The following is an 18,028-nucleotide window of genomic DNA, read 5'->3' on the forward strand; positions in this document are numbered from 1 at the left end:
ATGTTGTCGTTTTCAAGAAAAGTAAAGGAAGAGATCGTTTTTAATGATTTTGATCATGACTGCTCTAAAGCGATTCTTTGTGCTTTATTAAAAACCAATGGAACCCTTATGTTAGGACAGGGACTCTCTCTCTTGATCCGTACAGAAAACGCAAAAATAGCGTCAAAGATGCATAAACTTCTTAAAGAACTTTATGCACCTTCAATAGAATTTAAAGTTAAAAAGATGATGAAACTTAAGAAGAATAATATCTATCTTCTTAAGGTCTCAAAAGCAAGAGAAATACTTGAAGATCTTCATTTATTAGAAGGTTTAGGTTTCACTATGCTGCCTTCTGATGAAATCCTTTATGATGATCGTACAAGAAGAGCTTATCTTGCAGGAATCTTTCTCGCAAGCGGTTCAGTGAATAACCCTGATACATCTAACTATCATCTAGAAATGAGTGTACAGGATGAACCTCTTGCTATGTATATTGAAGATATGATGAATCATTATGGGTTAAATGCGCATGTTATCAAGAGACGTAATCGTTTTGTTATTTATATGAAATCTGCAGAAAGAATAGGTGACTTCTTACGTGCGATTGGTGCTTCTACTTCTGTTATGGAGTTTGAAACAACACGTATTGATCGTTCTATGGCCAATACTGTAAACAGATGGAATAATTGCGATATTGCGAACGAAATGAAGGCAATGACAGCCAGTGCCAAACAGATTGAAGATATTGCTTATGTGATTGATAAAGCAGGAATAGAAATTCTAGATTCTAAAACGGCCGAAGTCGCTCAGATCCGTTTAGAAAATCCAGAACTTACACTTAATGAACTTGCAGATGTTTATTTTGATAAAACAGGACAGACTATTTCTAAATCAGGTCTTCACCATCGTTTTAAGAAAATCAAAGATGAAGCAGCACGTCTTCGTCAGATGGAGGAAGAATAATGACCGTAACAGAAAGATTTGGAATGCGTATCAAAGAATTAAGAGTTCAGCAGGGGATTTCTCAGGAAGAACTAGGCTTTAGATGTCATCTTTCCAAGAATTATATATCTGATGTAGAAAGAGGCACTAGAAATGTCAGTCTTAAAGCAATAGATCAGTTTGCGAAGGGTTTAGGTATTACTCTTAAAGAACTTTTTGATTACTAATCATGTGAAATTTCAGAAGATGTCTTAGGCATCTTCTATTTTTTATTTGAAATTGGTATAATTTTTGTAAGTTCATCATATGTTTACAATAGAGACATATAATGACTACACTTAAAGGAGAAACTCTATGGATGTACTAATCTATTTTATAATTATATTTTTAATTCTATCTGTTTTCTTAAACATCATTGCGTATGCATGGCCTTTTTTATTAATTATGTTTGTTGTATATGAAATCTGGAAATATTTCAAACTCAAGAAGATCAGAAAGCAGTATGAAGAAGCACAATCACAGTATTCATCTCAATCTCAGTCAAGTACACGTAATGATAATCCTGATATCATTGATGTAGAATATAAAGTTGTAGATGAAGAAAAGACAGGGGATGACCAATAAATGATCTGCCCTTCATGTCATAGACAAGTCCCCGAAGGGGCTCATTTCTGTCCTCACTGTGGTACACCACTTGATGATAAATGTCCACATTGTGGACATCAGAATATTCCTAATGCGAAATTCTGTGCTTTTTGTGGAAGACCACTTGTAGCAGGAACAACACGTCGTCCACAGGGGTCCTTTACACCAACAGAGGATATTTATCAGGAAGAAGAAAAAACATATGAACCAGAAAAGGTATCACGTAAAGTAAACTGGAAAGTTGTTCTTATTTCAGTATTAGTTCTTATACTTGCTACTACAGGTGCACAATATTATCTTAAACATTCTAAGAGTATTAAGTTTTCTGATGCGAGTCCAAGTGTTTCAGAAGAGATTAATTCTATTGTAAAGCTTAAGAAAACAACTGACATTGAGCAATATTCTAACTTGTCCAATGATGGAATGGTAGCAGCGGATGACCATTATATCTATATGTCTAATGCCAATAATGAGTTAGTGAAATTAGATAAGAATATGAATGTCATCAAGAATTATGGTATTAAACAGGCCACTTATCTAAATCTGGTAGGTGAGAAGCTTTATTATACTGATAGTGATCATCATATCTCTGTTCTTGATACAAAGACAGGTAAACATGAAATATTACAGAATATAGAGGCATTCTATATGACTTATCATGACAATAAGCTTTATTATCAAAATGATGATGACAATGAAAGTCTTTATGTCTATGACCTTTCTACAAAGATATCTACAAAACTATTAGAAGAACATATTTATAATATGAATTTTGTAGGAGATACCATTTATCTCACAGGTAAGTCTTCTATTATTTCATATAATATGACAACAAAAGCCACTGATACTATCTATAATGAACAGGTATATGGTTCAGTCTATAATGATGGTTATCTTTATTTCATTACAGATAGACAGTCACTTGGCAGAGTGAGTGTGAAATCAAAAGAATCGCAGATCATACTTACTGATATGGGTTATTCTATGTTTGTGATGAGTGATGAGGCTATCTACTATGTAGGAAGTGATGCAAAAATGTATCGTCTTGATTTTGAAAAAAAAGAACCTACTGCAGTTTATCAATTCCAGTCACATCGTATTAATGGTATGCAGATTGTGAATGATCAGCTATATATCAAAGACAATCAGGATTGGAAAGTCGTGAATACGTCTAATACAAAGTATGCAGTTATATTTGAGAATTAGGTACTGATTTACTTCAGTGCCTTTTTTTGTACGCAGGATTTATGCTATAATGGGTGGGTAAAAAATGGAGATGATTATATGTTAATAAGCGAAATTATTGAGGCAACAAACGGAAAACTCTTAAATGGTCACTTAGATGACCAGGTGAATGGCTTTACACAGGATACACGTGTGATTCAGCCAGGAAACTTATATATCCCTCTTGTAGGCATTAAAGATGGGCATGACTACATTCCACAGGCATTTGAAAATGGTGCAGCTGCAACTTTGACAAGTCATCCTATTGAGGATGATTCACACAATGTCATTTTAGTAGAAGATACAATGAAGGCATTAGGTGATTTGGCACGTTATGTACGTGTTCATTCAAATGCAAAAGTTGTAGGTATTACTGGTTCAGCAGGAAAAACAAGTACTAAAGATATGATTGCAAGTGTTATTTCACAGCAATATACAACATTAAAAACACAAGGAAACTTCAATAATAATATTGGACTTCCACTCACTATTCTTCGTTATAATGGTGAAGAAGTCATGGTTATTGAAATGGGTATGAACCATTTAGAAGAAATAGATTACTTAACTAAGATTGCATTACCAGATATTGCGGCTATCACAAATATCGGTACAGCACATATTGGTGAACTTGGTTCAAGAGAAAATATTCTACAGGCGAAGATGGAAATCGTTCATGGTATGAACCATGGTACTTTAGTTGTGAATAACGACAATGATCTTTTATCTACAGTACATCCTGAAGGAATCTCTTTGAAAACAATTGGTATCGAAAGTGATGCAGACTTAAAGGCAACAGATATTATCTTGAATGAAGATATGTCATCATTTAGAGTGAAGGTGGATGGTAAGGACTATGCAGTAAGAGTCTATGTACCCGGTGTTCACTTTATCTTTAATGCATTGATAGCGATTCAGGTTGGTTTATTATTAAATATTCCAATGGAAAAATGTATCAAGGGTATTGAAACATTTGAATTAACTAAAAATAGAAATGATATCTTAACACTTGAGCGTCATATCCGTGTTATTGATGGCACTTATAATGCGAACCTTGATTCTATGAAATCAAGTATTGATGTATTATCAGGTTATGCAGATCGTAAGATTGCAGTATTAGGGGATATGTTAGAGCTTGGAGACTATGAAGAAACACTTCATCGTGCTGTAGGTGCTCATTTACTTAAAAAGAATATTGATTTAGTCTTGACTGTAGGTCCTGCTGCGCGTTATATTTCAGACGAAGTAAATAAAGCAAAACCAGGTGTTGCCTATCATTTTGATGATAATGCCTCTTTAAGTGCTTATTTACAGGAATGTCTAGAAGAAAATGATGTTGTTCTAGTCAAGGCTTCTAATGGTATGCATTTAAAAGAAGTCATTAATGATTTAAAGGAGAATAATTAGGATGAAATTATTATTAGTATGTGGTGGACAGTCTACAGAACATGCTGTTAGCCGTATGTCATGTGTGAATATCTATAAAAATGCCGATAAGACTAAATATGACGTTAAAGTTGCAGGTATCACAAAAGAAGGAGAATGGTATGATTTAGTATCTACTGATTTCTCTAGTGATAACTGGTTAGAAGGTGCAACAAAGATCACTGATCATTTTACTTTCTTAAAATCATTTGATGTTGTATTCCCTGTACTACATGGTCAGTTTGGTGAAGATGGAACAATCCAGGGCTTATTAGAAATGGCTCAGATTCCTTATGTTGGATGCCGTGTGATGGCATCATGTACGGCAATGGATAAGATCTATGCAAAGAAATTATTTGATCAGGCTAATATTCCTCAGGTGCCTTCTTTATATGTTAAGAAGAGATATGATGATAAATTAGTTGTAGTAGACGATGAAGGAAGAGAAAGCTTTAACGTAGAAATGGAAATCTATACACACTTAGGATTCCCTTGCTTTGTGAAAGCAAGTCGTTCTGGTTCAAGTGTAGGATGTTATAAAGTAAATAGTCTTACTGAATTATTACCAAGACTTCATGAAGCAGCAACTTATGACCGTCATGTTGTTGTAGAAAAAGCTATTAATGCTACAGAATTAGAATGTGCTGTTATTGGTAATGATGATATCAGTGCATCACGTGTAGGACAGATTTTACCTCATGGTGAATTCTATACATATGAATCTAAATATGAAGATGAACAGAGTGCTACCTGCATTCCTGCAAAAGTAGATCAGTCTATCCAGGATTATATTAGACAGGCTGCAGTGAAAGCATTCAAGGCAGTAGATGGAACAGGTCTAGCTAGATGTGATTTCTTCTATGATAACGATACAGGAAATGTATATTTAAATGAAATCAATACAATGCCTGGCTTTACAAATATCTCTATGTATCCTCAGTTAATGAAGGATGCTGGACTAGATACACCAGCTCTTATTGATGAATTAATCAAGCTTGCATTACAGAGATAAGATGTCGAAAGACATCTTTTTTTATGGTTTTAATAGATAAATAATTATTAAAATAATAAATAATTTGCGAAGTAAGTGTGAAAATGTCTGTAATTAAAAACAATGAAGAAAATATTGAATATTACGATAAAATTTATATAAGTTATGATAAGAAACCGCTTATAAAACTGAATATCCGACAAATTATTAATATAATTAGGAAAATAAGGAAAAAAGTTAAAAAGTTTATTGACATGTCTATATCAGAAGTATATGATAAACACAACAACCCAAAAGAAAACGACTTTGATAGGAACTAGTAGGGGAATGATGAAAGCGCAGAGAGGTTCTGGCTGGTGTAAAGAACTGTTTGATCATCTTTGAACTCATCCTTGAGTGGAGCACTGAATTAAGTAGGCTGCTACGGCATTTGCGACCGTTATCTCGCTAGAGTATGAACTTTACATATAAAGCGTACTCGATAAGGTTGATATTGTGAGGTATCAATAAATTGAGGTGGAACCACGAAGAATCATTCTCTCGTCCTCTTACGCTAGTAGGGGCGAGGGCTTTTTTTATAGGTTGGAAAGGAGAATAAACAATTATGATGAATTACCAAAAGTACAAGAGATTTGAAACAGTAAGCTTGAAAGACCGCACCTGGCCAGATAAGACAATTGAAAAAGCACCTATCTGGTGTTCAGTAGATTTACGTGATGGTAACCAGGCATTAGTGACACCAATGAATATTCAGGAAAAGGTCAGAATGTTCAAGTTATTAGTAGAACTTGGATTCAAGGAAATTGAAGTAGGTTTCCCATCTGCTTCACAGATTGAATATGATTTCCTAAGACTATTGATTGAAGAAAACCTCATTCCTGATGATGTTACTGTTCAGGTATTAACTCAGTGTCGTGAACATTTGATTAAAAGAACATTTGAAGCCCTTGATGGCTTAGATCGTGCTATTGTGCATATTTATAACTCTACAAGTATTCTTCAAAGAGATGTTGTCTTCAACAAAGATAAAGATGAAATCAAGAAGATTGCGACAGATGGCTGTGCTCTTGTAAAGAAGTTATGTGATAACTTTAAAGGTCAAGTTATTCTTGAATATTCACCTGAAAGCTTCACTGGTACAGAAATGGATTATGCGGTAGAAGTAGTGGATGCAGTCTTAGATGTATGGGGAGCTTCTAAGGATAATAAAGTGATTGTCAATCTACCTTCTACTGTAGAAATGGACACACCAAATGTTTTTGCGGACCAGGTTGAATATGTATGTAGAAACCTAAAGGATCGTGAAAGAGTGATTCTTTCTGTTCATCCACATAATGATAGAGGCTGTGGGGTAGCCGCTACAGAACTTGCATTAATGGCAGGGGCTGATCGAGTAGAAGGAACACTATTTGGAAATGGTGAAAGAACAGGTAATGTTGATATTGTCACTGTTGCATTAAATATGTATACACATGGTATCAATCCAGAACTTGACTTCACACAGATGAATGAAATCAAGCGTGTCTATGAAGAATGTACAAAGATGGAAGTGGATCCTCGTTCACCATATGCAGGTCAGTTAGTATTTACTGCTTTCTCTGGAAGTCATCAGGATGCGATTAATAAAGGTATTCATAAATATCATGAAAGACAGCAGAAGCAGTGGGAAGTACCTTATCTTCCAATTGATCCAGCTGACTTAAATAGACAATATGAACCAATTGTTCGTATTAACTCTCAGTCAGGTAAAGGTGGCGTGGCCTTCGTTATGGATACAGTCTTTGGTTATCATCTACCTAAAGCATTACAGGGTGACTTCGCAAAGATCGTACAGAATATTTCTGAAGCAGAAGGTGAAGTATCACCAGAAAGAATCTATGATACTTTCAGAAATGAATATATTGAAAATGAAGAACCATTCCAGTTCGTATATCAGAAACTAACAGACATCTCAGAAGATGCCGAAAACGAATATGAAAGAAAAGTAGAATTAACAATTCGTGATCATGGCGAGAAGCGTACAATTGTTGGTTATGGTAATGGACCAATTGATGCAGTTAAGAATGCCTTCAATGATAATGGCTACCATTATATTCACTTATTAGATTACTCAGAACATGCATTAACATCTGGTTCAAGTGCTAAAGCAGCTGCTTATGTACAGCTTAGAGCAAAAGGTACATCTATTATTGAGTGGGGTGTAGGTGTTCATCCAAATATTACAACTGCAACTATTAAAGCAATTATTTCAGCAATGAATAGAATACATAAAGATATGAGGGAGGCCGCTTAATGGAAAGACTTGTCCTGTCTATTCTAGTTGATAATACATCCGGTGTACTAAGCCGTGTCGCTGGATTATTCTCTAGAAGAGGCTACAACATTGATTCATTGACTGTTGGGGAAACAAATGATCCAACAGTCTCACGTATGACAGTATCTGCAAGAGGAGAACCAGCCACTCTTGCACAGATTAAGAAGCAGTTAAGAAAGCTGGAAGATGTAATTGAAATATTTCCGTTAGATGATGACCATTCAGTCTATCGTGAATTGGTGCTTATTAAGGTAGAAGCAGACCACTCACAAAGACCTGATATTGTGTCAATAGTCAATATATTTAGAGCGCAGATTGTAGATGTTGCGCCAAATTCACTCGTTGTGGAAGTGACAGGTGATCAAAATAAGATCAATGGTATTCTCACAATGTTAGATACGTTCAATATCACCGAAATCGTCCGTACTGGTATTGCTGGCATCGGAAGAGGACTAGATGATTTTGATATAGAAAAGATGAAAGCTCAGAAAAATAGGGGGTAATTAAATATGGCTAAAATCTATTACAACACAGACTGTGATTTATCTTTATTGGATGGTAGAAAGGTTGCTATCATCGGTTATGGTTCTCAGGGACATGCACATGCATTAAACCTTAAAGAATCTGGAGTAGACGTTGTTGTTGGTCTATACGAAGGTTCTAAGTCTTGGAAGAAAGCAGAAGAACAGGGACTTAAGGTTATGACATCTGCTGATGCAGCTGCTTGGGCAGATATCATCATGGTATTAATTCCTGATGAATTACAGGCTAAACTTTATAAGGAAACTATCGAACCAAACTTAAACGAAGGCGATATGTTAATGTTCGCTCATGGTTTCAATATTCATTTCAATCAGATCGTTCCACCAAAGAATGTTGATGTAACTATGATTGCGCCAAAGGCTCCAGGTCATACAGTACGTTCAGAATACCAGGCAGGTAAAGGTACTCCTTGTCTAGTAGCAGTTGAACAGGATTATACTGGTAAGGCTCATGATTATGCATTAGCTTATGGTGCTGCAATCGGTGGGGCAAGAGCTGGTCTATTAGATACTACATTCAGAACTGAAACTGAAACAGACTTATTTGGTGAACAGGCAGTTCTTTGTGGTGGTGTATGTCAGTTAATGCAGACTGGTTTCGAAGTATTAGTAGAAGCTGGTTACGATCCAAAGAATGCATACTTTGAATGTATCCATGAAATGAAGTTAATCGTAGACTTAATCTACCAGTCTGGTTTCGAAGGTATGAGAAAATCTATTTCTAATACTGCAGAATATGGTGACTATATCACTGGTCCTAAATTAATCACTGAAGACACTAAGAAAGCAATGAAGAAAGTATTAGCTGATATCCAGGATGGTTCATTTGCTAAAGAATTCTTACTTGAAATGTCAGCAGCAGGTGGACAGGCTCACTTCAAAGCAATGAGACAGTTACATAATGAACACGAATGTGAAAAAGTAGGTGCTGATATCCGTTCATTATATTCTTGGTCTGATGAAGATAAACTTTTAAATAACTAATCACTAAGCAACACACACTTTGTGTGTTGTAACGAGGAAGTACATTCGTACTTTCTCGTTACAACATTCAAAAATAACTTGAGGAGGAAAATATAAGTAACTAAATATATTGACTATTGTGATTAAATGTGTTCAGATTCCCGCAAAGGAGAGCATTAAAATGAACACATCAAATATCACAAATTCTAAACAAACGGATTTTATTGACTTTTAGGCGTATCTGTTAAGGTATTATAACGTTGATATAGAGAAGGAACTTTAAAGGCAAACCGAACCCAAACTAATAGGCATTATTATACTTATAATCGTCATTTACTAAATCGAGTTACATTTTCAAGATAGTTTTGTAATGCAAAAGAATTATTGTAGACCAGTGTATTGAAAATTGTTGAAAGCGTGTAACGATTTATCAGATGAGGTAATGGAACAAAAAATCAAGACCATAATTTGAATACCCATAAACCACAGGTTAGTGAAAATTAAATTTTATTAACGCCGATTAATAGGCGTTCATGAAGCTGAACTTGATGCATGAATTTTCCATTTATTCTATAATTAGATTAGAAATCAGATGAAGAACTCGCGCAAGATATTGTTTCAATACTCCGTGTGTTCTCCTGCAGGTTGCAAAGGGCTTCGTAAGTATAAAAAAATGATAGAAAGGGATGAGGAAATTGCTGAAGAGCTTCAAGACGGAAATAAACCCAACAGATGAGCAGAAAGTCAAGATTCGTAAAACAATAGGTACTTGCAGATTTATCTATAACTTCTATCTTGCTCATAATAAGGAGCTTCATGAAAGTGGCAGAAAGTTTATGAGCAGCAGCCAATTTAGAGTATGGCTGAACAATGAGTTTCTTCCAAGCCATCCAGAATATTCCTGGATCAAGGAAGCTTATTCAAAATCGGTAACACAAGCAGTAAATAACGGACAGACCGCATTTAAAAGATTCTTCGATCACAAGAGCGCCTTTCCAAAATTTAAGAAAAAAGGCAAATCTAATGTGAAAATGTACTTTGTAAGGAATAATCCAAAAGATTGCCAATGTGAAAGACATAGAATCAAGATTCCGTCACTTGGGTGGGTGCGCATCAAAGAAAAAGGATATATTCCCACAACAAAGGATGGATATGTAATTAAGAGCGGTCATGTCTCAATAAAGGCTGACAGATACTATGTTTCAGTTCTTATAGAAATCCCAGATAGAAGAACAGCCAATAATTCCAGTAAAGGACTTTGCGATTGTCTCTGATGGAAAAGCTTATAAGAACATCAATAAATCTGCAAAATTAAGAAAGCTTGAGAAAAAGCTTATTCGAGAACAGAGAAGTCTTTCTCGAAAGTATGAAAATCTAAAGAAAGGAGAGTCCACTCAAAAAAGAAATATACAGAAACAAAAGCTTAAGATACAGAAACTTCATCATAGAATTGACAATATTCGTACTGATTACATCAATAAGACAATCGCAGAGATAGTGAAAACCAAGCCGTCTTATATAACGATTGAAGATCTAAACGTATCAGGAATGATGAAGAACAGACATCTTTCAAAGGCAGTTGCTTCGCAGAAGTTTTATGAATTTAAAACAAAGCTTCTAGCTAAATGCAAAGAGAACGGAATCGAACAACGAACAGTAGATAGATGGTTTCCATCATCTAAGACATGTCATTGCTGTAAAAGAATCAAGAAAGATTTAAAGCTTTCAGATAGAATTTTCAGATGTGACTGTGGTTATATCGAAGACAGAGATTTCAATGCTGCACTTAATCTTAGAGATGCTACGACTTACGAAGTTGCATAAACAAACGCAAACGTAAGTATGTACCGAAGGCTATTTCGGGAATTTACGACTATGGAGTGTACTAGAACTTGTGAGTAGATATGATTTCGGTCAATCAAAAGCATACACGATGACATAGTAAGTAATGTTCGTGAGAACTTACATTATCTTGATGTGAGTATATTTAATCACATTTTGAGTGGCAGGATTATATATAATGGGAATGACAATGACGCAGAAGATCTTAGCTGATCATGCGGGAGTAAAAGAAGTTCATGCAGGTGAATTAATTGAAGCAAATGTAGATATTGTAATGGCAAATGATATTACAGGACCTATGGCTTTACCAATCTTTAAGAAAATGGCTGATAAGGTCTTTGATAAAGATAAGGTTGTCTTAGTGCCAGATCACTTTACACCTAATAAAGATATTAAATCTGCAGAGAACTCTAAAGCAATCAGAGAATTCTCTCGTGAGCAGGGATTAACACATCATATGGAACAGGGTAAATGTGGTGTAGAACATGCTATCTTACCTGAAAGCGGCATTGTTGTGGCAGGTGATGCTGTCATTGGTGCAGACTCACATACTTGTACTTATGGGGCTATTGGTGCTTTCTCTACAGGTGTAGGAACAACTGATATTGCGACAGGTATGGCGACTGGACAATTATGGTTCAAGGTACCTTCAGCCATTAAATTTAATCTTCATGGTAAACTACCAAAATACGTATCTGGTAAGGATGTTATTTTACATATTATTGGACGTATTGGTGTAGATGGAGCATTATATAAATCAATGGAATTTACGGGTGAGGGTGTCAAAGAATTATCTATGGCAGATCGTTTCACTATTTGTAATATGGCTATTGAAGCAGGAGCTAAGAACGGTATCTTCCCTGTTGATGAAGCCGCTATTGAATACTTAGATAAACATGCTAAACGTGACTATAAGATCTATGAAGCAGATAAAGACGCAGAATATGAAGAAGTGGTAGATGTAGATTTATCTGCTATTAGACCAACTGTTGCTTTCCCTCATCTTCCAGGTAATGCAAAGACAGTGGATGAAATTGAAGCAATGGATAAGATCTATATTGATCAGGTTGTTATTGGATCATGTACAAATGGTCGTATGGAAGACTTAAGAAAAGCAGCCGCTATTCTTAAAGGTAAGAAAGTGGCTGATAATGTGAGAGTGATGGTTGTACCAGCAACTCAGAAGATTTACTTACAGTGTATCCTAGAAGGTATTCTAGAAACATTTGTAGAAGCAGGATGTGCTGTCAATACACCAAGCTGTGGTCCATGTATGGGTGGTCATATGGGTGTACTTGCGAAAGGTGAAAAGTGTGTTTCTACTACAAATAGAAACTTCGTTGGACGTATGGGTGATGTAGAATCATTAATTTATCTTGCATCTCCTGAAACAGCAGCTGCAAGTGCGATTGCAGGTTATATCGCAAATCCAGAAAAATTCGGAGGTAATAACTAATGGAAGCTAAAGGTAGAGTATTTAAATATGGTGATAACGTTGATACAGACGTTATTATTCCAGCAAGATATCTTAATTCATTTGATGCCAAAGAATTAGCAAGTCACGCTATGGTGGACTTAGATCCTACATTTGTAGAAAGAGTCCAGCCTGGTGATATTATTGTCGCAAAGAAGAACTTTGGCTGTGGTTCATCAAGAGAACATGCCCCTCTTGCATTAAAGACAGCAGGTGTTTCATGTGTTATCGCAAAAAGCTTTGCACGTATCTTCTATCGTAACTCTATTAATATCGGTTTTGCGATTCTTGAATGTCCAGAAGCCGTAGATGGTATTGATGATGGCGATGAAGTAAAAGTAGATTATGAAACAGGTAAGATTTATAACCTCACTAAGAATACAGAATATCAGGGTCAGCCTTTCCCACCATTCATGCAGAAGATTATTGAACAGGGTGGTCTTGTAAACTATGTCAATAATAAGAAAGGATAGAGGATATGGAAAAGAATATTGCGGTTATTAAAGGTGATGGAATCGGTCCTGAAATTGTGAATGAAGCAATTAAGGTACTTGATGCCATCGCAAAGAAATATAATCATACATTCAACTACAAGAATATCCTCATGGGAGGCTGTTCTATTGATGCTTATGGAGTCCCATTAACTGATGAGGCATTGGAAGTCGCAAAAAACAGCGATGCTGTATTATTAGGTTCTATTGGGGGAGATACTAATACATCTCCATGGTATAAATTAGATCCTACATTAAGACCAGAAGCAGGATTATTAAAGATTAGAAAAGAATTAGGTTTGTTCGCAAACTTAAGACCTGCTTATTTATATAAAGAACTTGCAGGTGCATGTCCTTTAAAGGAAAGCACATCAGAAGCAGGCTTTGATATGATTATCGTAAGAGAACTTACTGGTGGTTTATATTTTGGTGAAAGAAACACAAAAGAAATCAATGGTGAATTAGTGGCTCATGATAATCTTGTTTATTCAGAACATGAAATTAAACGTATCGCACAAAGAGGATTTGAAATTGCGATGAAACGTGGTAAGAAACTTACAAGTGTGGATAAAGCCAATGTTTTAGATACATCTCGCTTATGGCGTAAGATTGTGAATGAAGTGGCTCAGGACTTCCCAGAAGTAAAAGTAGAACATATGCTTGTAGATAACTGTGCCATGCAGTTAGTTAAAGATCCAGCACAGTTTGATGTTGTCCTCACTGAGAATATGTTTGGGGATATCTTAAGTGATGAAGCATCTATGGTCACAGGTTCTATTGGTATGTTATCAAGTGCTTCACTTCGTGAAGACAGTCTAGGTATGTATGAACCAAGCCATGGCAGTGCACCTGATATTGCCGGACAGAATATTGCGAATCCACTTGCGACTATCTTAAGTGCTGCTATGATGCTACGTTATTCATTTGATATGGATGAAGAAGCAGCATGTATTGAAAAAGCAGTAGAAAAGGTTCTTGCGGATAATATCCGTACAGTTGATATTTATAAAGAAGGAATGACAAAAGTATCTACATCACAGATGGGTGATGCTGTAGTAGAAAGACTTTAGGAGGGTAATATGAGAAGTGATAATGTAAAAAAAGGAGTAGAACGTGCACCTCATCGTTCACTCTTCAATGCCTTAGGCATGACAGAAGAAGAATTAGAAAGACCTCTAATCGGGGTAGTTTGTTCATATAATGAAATTGTTCCTGGTCATATGAATCTCGATAAGATCAGTGAAGCAGTTAAGAAAGGTGTTTATTTAGCGGGCGGTGTACCAGTTGAAGTACCTGCGATTGCAGTATGTGATGGTATTGCGATGAACCATACAGGTATGAAATATTCACTCGTTACAAGAGAATTAATTGCAGATAGTACAGAATGTCTGGCGACAGCACATCAGTTTGATGGTCTTGTTATGATTCCTAACTGTGATAAGAACGTTCCAGGCTTATTAATGGCAGCTGCACGTTTAAATATTCCAACTATCTTTGTATCAGGTGGACCAATGCTTGCAGGTAAGAAATTAAATGGTAAGAAAACTTGTCTTTCTTCACTATTTGAAGCAGTTGGTCAATATAATGCAGGTACTCTAGATGCGGCTCATCTTGAAGAATTTGAAGAAAAAGCATGTCCAACATGTGGTTCATGTTCAGGTATGTATACAGCGAACTCTATGAACTGTTTAACAGAAGCACTCGGTATGGGTCTTCGTGGTAATGGAACTATTCCAGCTGTTTATTCAGCACGTATCAGACTTGCGAAACATGCTGGTATGAAGATCATGGAATTAGTAGAAAAGAACATCAAACCAAGAGATATCATGACTTCTGCTGCATTCAAGAATGCGATGACAGTGGACATGGCCTTAGGATGTTCTACAAACTCAATGCTTCATTTACCAGCTATCGCACATGAAGCAGGTGTTGAATTAAATCTTGAAATTGCGAATGAAATTTCTAAATATACACCAAACCTTTGTCACTTAGCACCAGCAGGTTCTACATTTATGGAAGATTTAGATGATGCCGGTGGCGTATATGCAGTCATGAATGAACTTGATTCATTAGGTATCTTAGATACAACAGGTATCACATGTACTGGTAAGACTGTTAAAGAAAATATTGCAGGATGTGTAAACTTAGATCCAGAAATCATCCGTCCTGTTGATAACCCTTATATGAAAACAGGTGGTATTGCGGTATTAAAGGGTAATATTGCACCTGATAGCTGTGTCGTTAAGGCAGCTGCAGTGGCTCCTGAAATGATGACACATACTGGACCAGCGAGAGTATTTGATAGTGAAGATGATGCAATCAAGGCAATTCGTGCTGGTAAGATTGTCAAGGGTGACGTTGTTGTTATTCGTTATGAAGGTCCTAAAGGTGGTCCTGGTATGAGAGAAATGTTATCTCCTACAAGTGAAATCGCTGGTATGGGACTTGATAAAGATGTTGCATTAATTACAGATGGTCGTTTCTCAGGGGCAACTAGAGGGGCTTCTATTGGACATGTATCTCCTGAAGCAGCAGTAGGAGGACCTATTGCTTTAATTGAAGAAGGAGATATGATTTCTATTGATATTCCAAATAATAAAATTAATGTAGCTGTAGATGATGCTACATTAGAAGCACGTCGTGCTAAATGGCAGCCAAGAGAACCTCGTATCACTACAGGTTACTTAAGACGTTATGCTGCACAGGTAACAAGTGCCAATACAGGTGCTGTATTACAGCCAAATGATAAGTAAAGGGGGAGAATCCAAAATGTTAATGAAAGGATCGGACATTGTAGTAGAAAGCCTTCTTGAACAGGGCGTTGATACTATCTTTGGCTATCCAGGAGGGACAATCCTAGAAGTCTATGATAGTTTATATAAATATCAGGATAAGATTCATCATATCCTTACATCTCATGAACAGGGGGCGGCTCATGCAGCTGATGGTTATGCACGTGCCACTGGAAAAGTGGGCGTCTGTATGGCAACAAGTGGACCAGGTGCCACTAACCTTGTCACAGGTATTGCGACAGCCATGATGGATTCTATTCCTTTAGTTGCTTTAACTGCCAACGTAGGTGTTAATGCCTTAGGTAAAGATGCCTTCCAGGAAATTGATATCAAGGGTGTGACTATCCCTATTACTAAACATAACTTTATTTGTAAATCACCAGAAGAATTGGCTCCTACTATTCGTAAAGCATTTCAGATTGCGAAAGAAGGTCGTCCAGGTCCAGTACTAGTCGATATGACTAAGAATGCGACTGTAAGTTCATGTGAATATACTAAAAAGGTGCCAGATGTCATTGGCAGCCGTCATTATACATTCCCTACAGCTTCTATTAAGAAAGCTGTAGAGATGATTGAAGCATCAGAAAAGCCATTCGTATTTGTCGGTGGTGGATGTATTACCTCTCAGGCGAGTGCAGCTCTAAAAGAATTAGTAGAAAAGATCGATGCACCTGTTACTGATACATTAATGGGTAAAGGGGCTTATGATGGCACTAATCCACGTTATGCAGGGATGCTAGGAATGCACGGGACTAAAGCAAGTAATATCGGTGTATCAGAATGTGATTTATTGATTGCGATTGGTGTACGTTTCAGTGACCGTATTACAGGTAATGTGGATACATTTGCGAAGAATGCGAAGATTATTCATATTGATGTCGATGATGCAGAAATCGATAAGAATGTGCCTGTTGATTTAGGTATTGTCGGAGATGCAAAAGATGTTATTGAAGCTATTAATTTGACTTTAACACAACAGAACCATCCGGGATGGATGAAGGAAGTACGTACATTAAAGGATCGTTATCCTTTAACTTATGATCAGTCTAGATTAACTGGTCCATATGTAATTGAACAGATTGATAACTTCACTGATTCTCAGGCTATTATTACAACTGAAGTAGGTCAGAACCAGATGTGGGCCGCTCAGTATTATCACTATAGACGTCCTAGACAGTTCTTAAGTTCTGGTGGACTTGGTACTATGGGTTATGGACTAGGTGCAGCAATGGGAGCTAAATATGGCTGTCCTGATCAGTTAGTATTCAATATTGCAGGGGATGGATGTTTCCGTATGAACCTCAATGAATTAGCCACTGCATCACGTTACAATATCCCAATCATTGAAGTAGTACTTAATAACCATGTACTTGGAATGGTAAGACAGTGGCAGACATTATTTTATGGTGAACGCTATAGTGCAACAGTACTTCATGATAAGGTAGACTTCTGTAAGGTAGCAGAAGGATTAGGCTGTAAAGCCATCCGTGTCACTAAGAAAGAAGAAGTGATGCCTGCTTTACAGGAAGCAGTGGATTATCATGGTCCAGTTGTAATCGAATGTATCATTGATGATGATGACAAAGTATTCCCAATGGTAGCGCCAGGAAGCTCTATTGCGGAAGTATTTGATGAAGCAGATATTAATAAGTAATTAAAAAGGCTTGAAATAAAATCAAGCCTTTTTTAATGGGATAGAGATATGGATGGAGAATGTTTTTTCACTATCTTCAATAGAACATGCTCCTTCATGTAATTCTACAATACGTTTTACACTTTTTAAACCAATCTTATTACTTTCTACTTTAGATAAGTCACTCTTCTTTTTATTGGTTAAGAGGAGATCAAAAGAATCATCAAGAGTAAGAGTCATATCAACATGTTTATCTGAATACTTCTGGATATTAGAACAGAGGTTATTGATCATTCTTTTGATCATGGAGAAGTCTAAAAGGACTTCTTTTTTTATGTATTTAATGTCTTTGTGAATGATAAAACCTTCTAATTCTAGATAGTTAAGATTCTCTTCTATATAACCTAAGAGTTCTTCTGTAGATATCTTTTCTAATTGAGGATGACTATTCTGTTCAAACACAAGTGAATAGGCAAATGTCTTATTAGACAATTCTTTGATTTGTTCTACTTTGTCAATACATCTATGTAAGTAGTTATCCATCTGTTCCTGATCCTTGAAACAATGTAAGGCAAGAATATCCAGATAACCTCTTAAACTTGTGAGAGGAGTTCTTAAATCATGGGACATGGCAGTAATCAGATCATGATGTGTCTGCTGCATTTCTTTTTCTTTCTCATAATTTTCCTCTAATGTCACTCGGTAGTGTCAAAAATCTATATTACATAGCACAAATACACTACCCTCAATTTTATCTATATAAACAGTAAA

At 36.2% G+C, this 18,028-nt stretch carries 17 protein-coding genes and 1 other annotated feature; of the genes, 16 read left to right on the forward strand and 1 reads right to left on the reverse strand.

Going from position 1 to position 18,028, the window contains the following annotated elements; all coding sequences use genetic code 11:
• From whiA to ilvB, 16 genes are all read left to right on the forward strand, one after another.
• Complete coding sequence (whiA, locus tag ACFOZZ_RS09010; RefSeq protein WP_055232785.1) at positions 1-945, forward strand: DNA-binding protein WhiA; 945 nt, start codon at positions 1-3, stop codon at positions 943-945.
• A complete protein-coding gene (locus ACFOZZ_RS09015; RefSeq protein ID WP_006505158.1) occupies positions 945-1,151 on the forward strand; it encodes a helix-turn-helix domain-containing protein in 207 nt (68 codons plus the stop codon). The genes whiA and ACFOZZ_RS09015 overlap by 1 nt, the downstream gene beginning before the upstream one ends.
• Positions 1,152-1,278: 127 nt before the next feature.
• Entirely contained in the window at positions 1,279-1,548 is a 270-nt protein-coding gene (locus tag ACFOZZ_RS09020) for a hypothetical protein (protein ID WP_055232787.1), read from the forward strand.
• On the forward strand, positions 1,549-2,775 hold the full coding sequence (locus tag ACFOZZ_RS09025; protein ID WP_376815101.1) for a DUF5050 domain-containing protein: 1,227 nt from the start codon (positions 1,549-1,551) through the stop codon (positions 2,773-2,775).
• Between the two features lie 78 nt (positions 2,776-2,853).
• Complete coding sequence (locus tag ACFOZZ_RS09030; protein WP_055232790.1) at positions 2,854-4,197, forward strand: UDP-N-acetylmuramoyl-tripeptide--D-alanyl-D-alanine ligase; 1,344 nt, start codon at positions 2,854-2,856, stop codon at positions 4,195-4,197.
• Position 4,198: 1 nt separating this feature from the next.
• Complete coding sequence (locus ACFOZZ_RS09035; protein ID WP_278779478.1) at positions 4,199-5,227, forward strand: D-alanine--D-alanine ligase family protein; 1,029 nt, start codon at positions 4,199-4,201, stop codon at positions 5,225-5,227.
• Between the two features lie 276 nt (positions 5,228-5,503).
• Positions 5,504-5,757 (forward strand) — a binding site (T-box leader).
• Positions 5,758-5,810: 53 nt separating this feature from the next.
• Positions 5,811-7,499, forward strand: coding sequence for a 2-isopropylmalate synthase (leuA, locus tag ACFOZZ_RS09040; RefSeq protein WP_055232797.1), 1,689 nt, complete (start codon positions 5,811-5,813; stop codon positions 7,497-7,499).
• Positions 7,499-8,023: an acetolactate synthase small subunit gene (gene ilvN, locus ACFOZZ_RS09045; protein ID WP_055232799.1), complete on the forward strand. Its 525-nt coding sequence runs from the start codon at positions 7,499-7,501 to the stop codon at positions 8,021-8,023. The genes leuA and ilvN overlap by 1 nt, the downstream gene beginning before the upstream one ends.
• 6 nt (positions 8,024-8,029) lie before the next feature.
• The gene (ilvC, locus tag ACFOZZ_RS09050; RefSeq protein WP_278779476.1) at positions 8,030-9,046 is read left to right on the forward strand and encodes a ketol-acid reductoisomerase; all 1,017 of its coding nucleotides are present in this window, start codon (positions 8,030-8,032) and stop codon (positions 9,044-9,046) included.
• Between the two features lie 665 nt (positions 9,047-9,711).
• A complete protein-coding gene (locus ACFOZZ_RS09055; protein WP_376815102.1) occupies positions 9,712-10,299 on the forward strand; it encodes an RNA-guided endonuclease InsQ/TnpB family protein in 588 nt (195 codons plus the stop codon).
• 19 nt (positions 10,300-10,318) lie between these two features.
• Entirely contained in the window at positions 10,319-10,849 is a 531-nt protein-coding gene (locus tag ACFOZZ_RS09060; protein WP_376815105.1) for an RNA-guided endonuclease InsQ/TnpB family protein, read from the forward strand.
• A 196-nt stretch (positions 10,850-11,045) separates the two neighbouring features.
• The gene (gene leuC / locus ACFOZZ_RS09065) at positions 11,046-12,323 is read left to right on the forward strand and encodes a 3-isopropylmalate dehydratase large subunit (protein ID WP_278597099.1); all 1,278 of its coding nucleotides are present in this window, start codon (positions 11,046-11,048) and stop codon (positions 12,321-12,323) included.
• Positions 12,323-12,814, forward strand: a complete 492-nt coding sequence (gene leuD / locus ACFOZZ_RS09070) for a 3-isopropylmalate dehydratase small subunit (protein WP_006505167.1) — start codon at positions 12,323-12,325, stop codon at positions 12,812-12,814. Before leuC ends, leuD begins: the two co-directional genes overlap by 1 nt.
• A gap of 5 nt (positions 12,815-12,819) precedes the next feature.
• Entirely contained in the window at positions 12,820-13,902 is a 1,083-nt protein-coding gene (leuB, locus tag ACFOZZ_RS09075) for a 3-isopropylmalate dehydrogenase (protein ID WP_278779407.1), read from the forward strand.
• 9 nt (positions 13,903-13,911) lie between these two features.
• A complete protein-coding gene (gene ilvD, locus ACFOZZ_RS09080; protein WP_376815103.1) occupies positions 13,912-15,585 on the forward strand; it encodes a dihydroxy-acid dehydratase in 1,674 nt (557 codons plus the stop codon).
• A gap of 16 nt (positions 15,586-15,601) precedes the next feature.
• The gene (gene ilvB, locus ACFOZZ_RS09085; protein WP_278779405.1) at positions 15,602-17,278 is read left to right on the forward strand and encodes a biosynthetic-type acetolactate synthase large subunit; all 1,677 of its coding nucleotides are present in this window, start codon (positions 15,602-15,604) and stop codon (positions 17,276-17,278) included.
• A 21-nt stretch (positions 17,279-17,299) separates the two neighbouring features.
• Here the strand turns inward: ilvB and ACFOZZ_RS09090 are convergent, their stop codons facing one another.
• Complete coding sequence (locus ACFOZZ_RS09090; RefSeq protein ID WP_376815104.1) at positions 17,300-17,956, reverse strand: sensor histidine kinase; 657 nt, start codon at positions 17,954-17,956, stop codon at positions 17,300-17,302.
• Between the last annotated feature and the right edge of the window lie 72 nt (positions 17,957-18,028).

The organism is Catenibacterium sp. GCM10023432 (assembly GCF_042651925.1).
Lineage (GTDB): Bacteria > Bacillota_I > Bacilli_A > Erysipelotrichales > Coprobacillaceae > Catenibacterium > Catenibacterium mitsuoka.

What these genes read in the sequence shown, in the direction of transcription:
- ACFOZZ_RS09030 (WP_055232790.1), top strand. Translation starts at nt 2,854, where the DNA reads ATGTTAATAAGCGAAATTATTGAGGCAACAAACGGAAAACTCTTAAAT.
- leuA (WP_055232797.1), top strand. Translation starts at nt 5,811, where the DNA reads ATGATGAATTACCAAAAGTACAAGAGATTTGAAACAGTAAGCTTGAAA.
- leuD (WP_006505167.1), top strand. Translation starts at nt 12,323, where the DNA reads ATGGAAGCTAAAGGTAGAGTATTTAAATATGGTGATAACGTTGATACA.
- ilvC (WP_278779476.1), top strand. Translation starts at nt 8,030, where the DNA reads ATGGCTAAAATCTATTACAACACAGACTGTGATTTATCTTTATTGGAT.
- ACFOZZ_RS09015 (WP_006505158.1), top strand. Translation starts at nt 945, where the DNA reads ATGACCGTAACAGAAAGATTTGGAATGCGTATCAAAGAATTAAGAGTT.
- leuC (WP_278597099.1), top strand. Translation starts at nt 11,046, where the DNA reads ATGGGAATGACAATGACGCAGAAGATCTTAGCTGATCATGCGGGAGTA.
- ACFOZZ_RS09035 (WP_278779478.1), top strand. Translation starts at nt 4,199, where the DNA reads ATGAAATTATTATTAGTATGTGGTGGACAGTCTACAGAACATGCTGTT.
- whiA (WP_055232785.1), top strand. Translation starts at nt 1, where the DNA reads ATGTTGTCGTTTTCAAGAAAAGTAAAGGAAGAGATCGTTTTTAATGAT.
- ACFOZZ_RS09025 (WP_376815101.1), top strand. Translation starts at nt 1,549, where the DNA reads ATGATCTGCCCTTCATGTCATAGACAAGTCCCCGAAGGGGCTCATTTC.
- leuB (WP_278779407.1), top strand. Translation starts at nt 12,820, where the DNA reads ATGGAAAAGAATATTGCGGTTATTAAAGGTGATGGAATCGGTCCTGAA.
- ilvD (WP_376815103.1), top strand. Translation starts at nt 13,912, where the DNA reads ATGAGAAGTGATAATGTAAAAAAAGGAGTAGAACGTGCACCTCATCGT.
- ACFOZZ_RS09020 (WP_055232787.1), top strand. Translation starts at nt 1,279, where the DNA reads ATGGATGTACTAATCTATTTTATAATTATATTTTTAATTCTATCTGTT.
- ilvN (WP_055232799.1), top strand. Translation starts at nt 7,499, where the DNA reads ATGGAAAGACTTGTCCTGTCTATTCTAGTTGATAATACATCCGGTGTA.
- ilvB (WP_278779405.1), top strand. Translation starts at nt 15,602, where the DNA reads ATGTTAATGAAAGGATCGGACATTGTAGTAGAAAGCCTTCTTGAACAG.
- ACFOZZ_RS09055 (WP_376815102.1), top strand. Translation starts at nt 9,712, where the DNA reads ATGAGGAAATTGCTGAAGAGCTTCAAGACGGAAATAAACCCAACAGAT.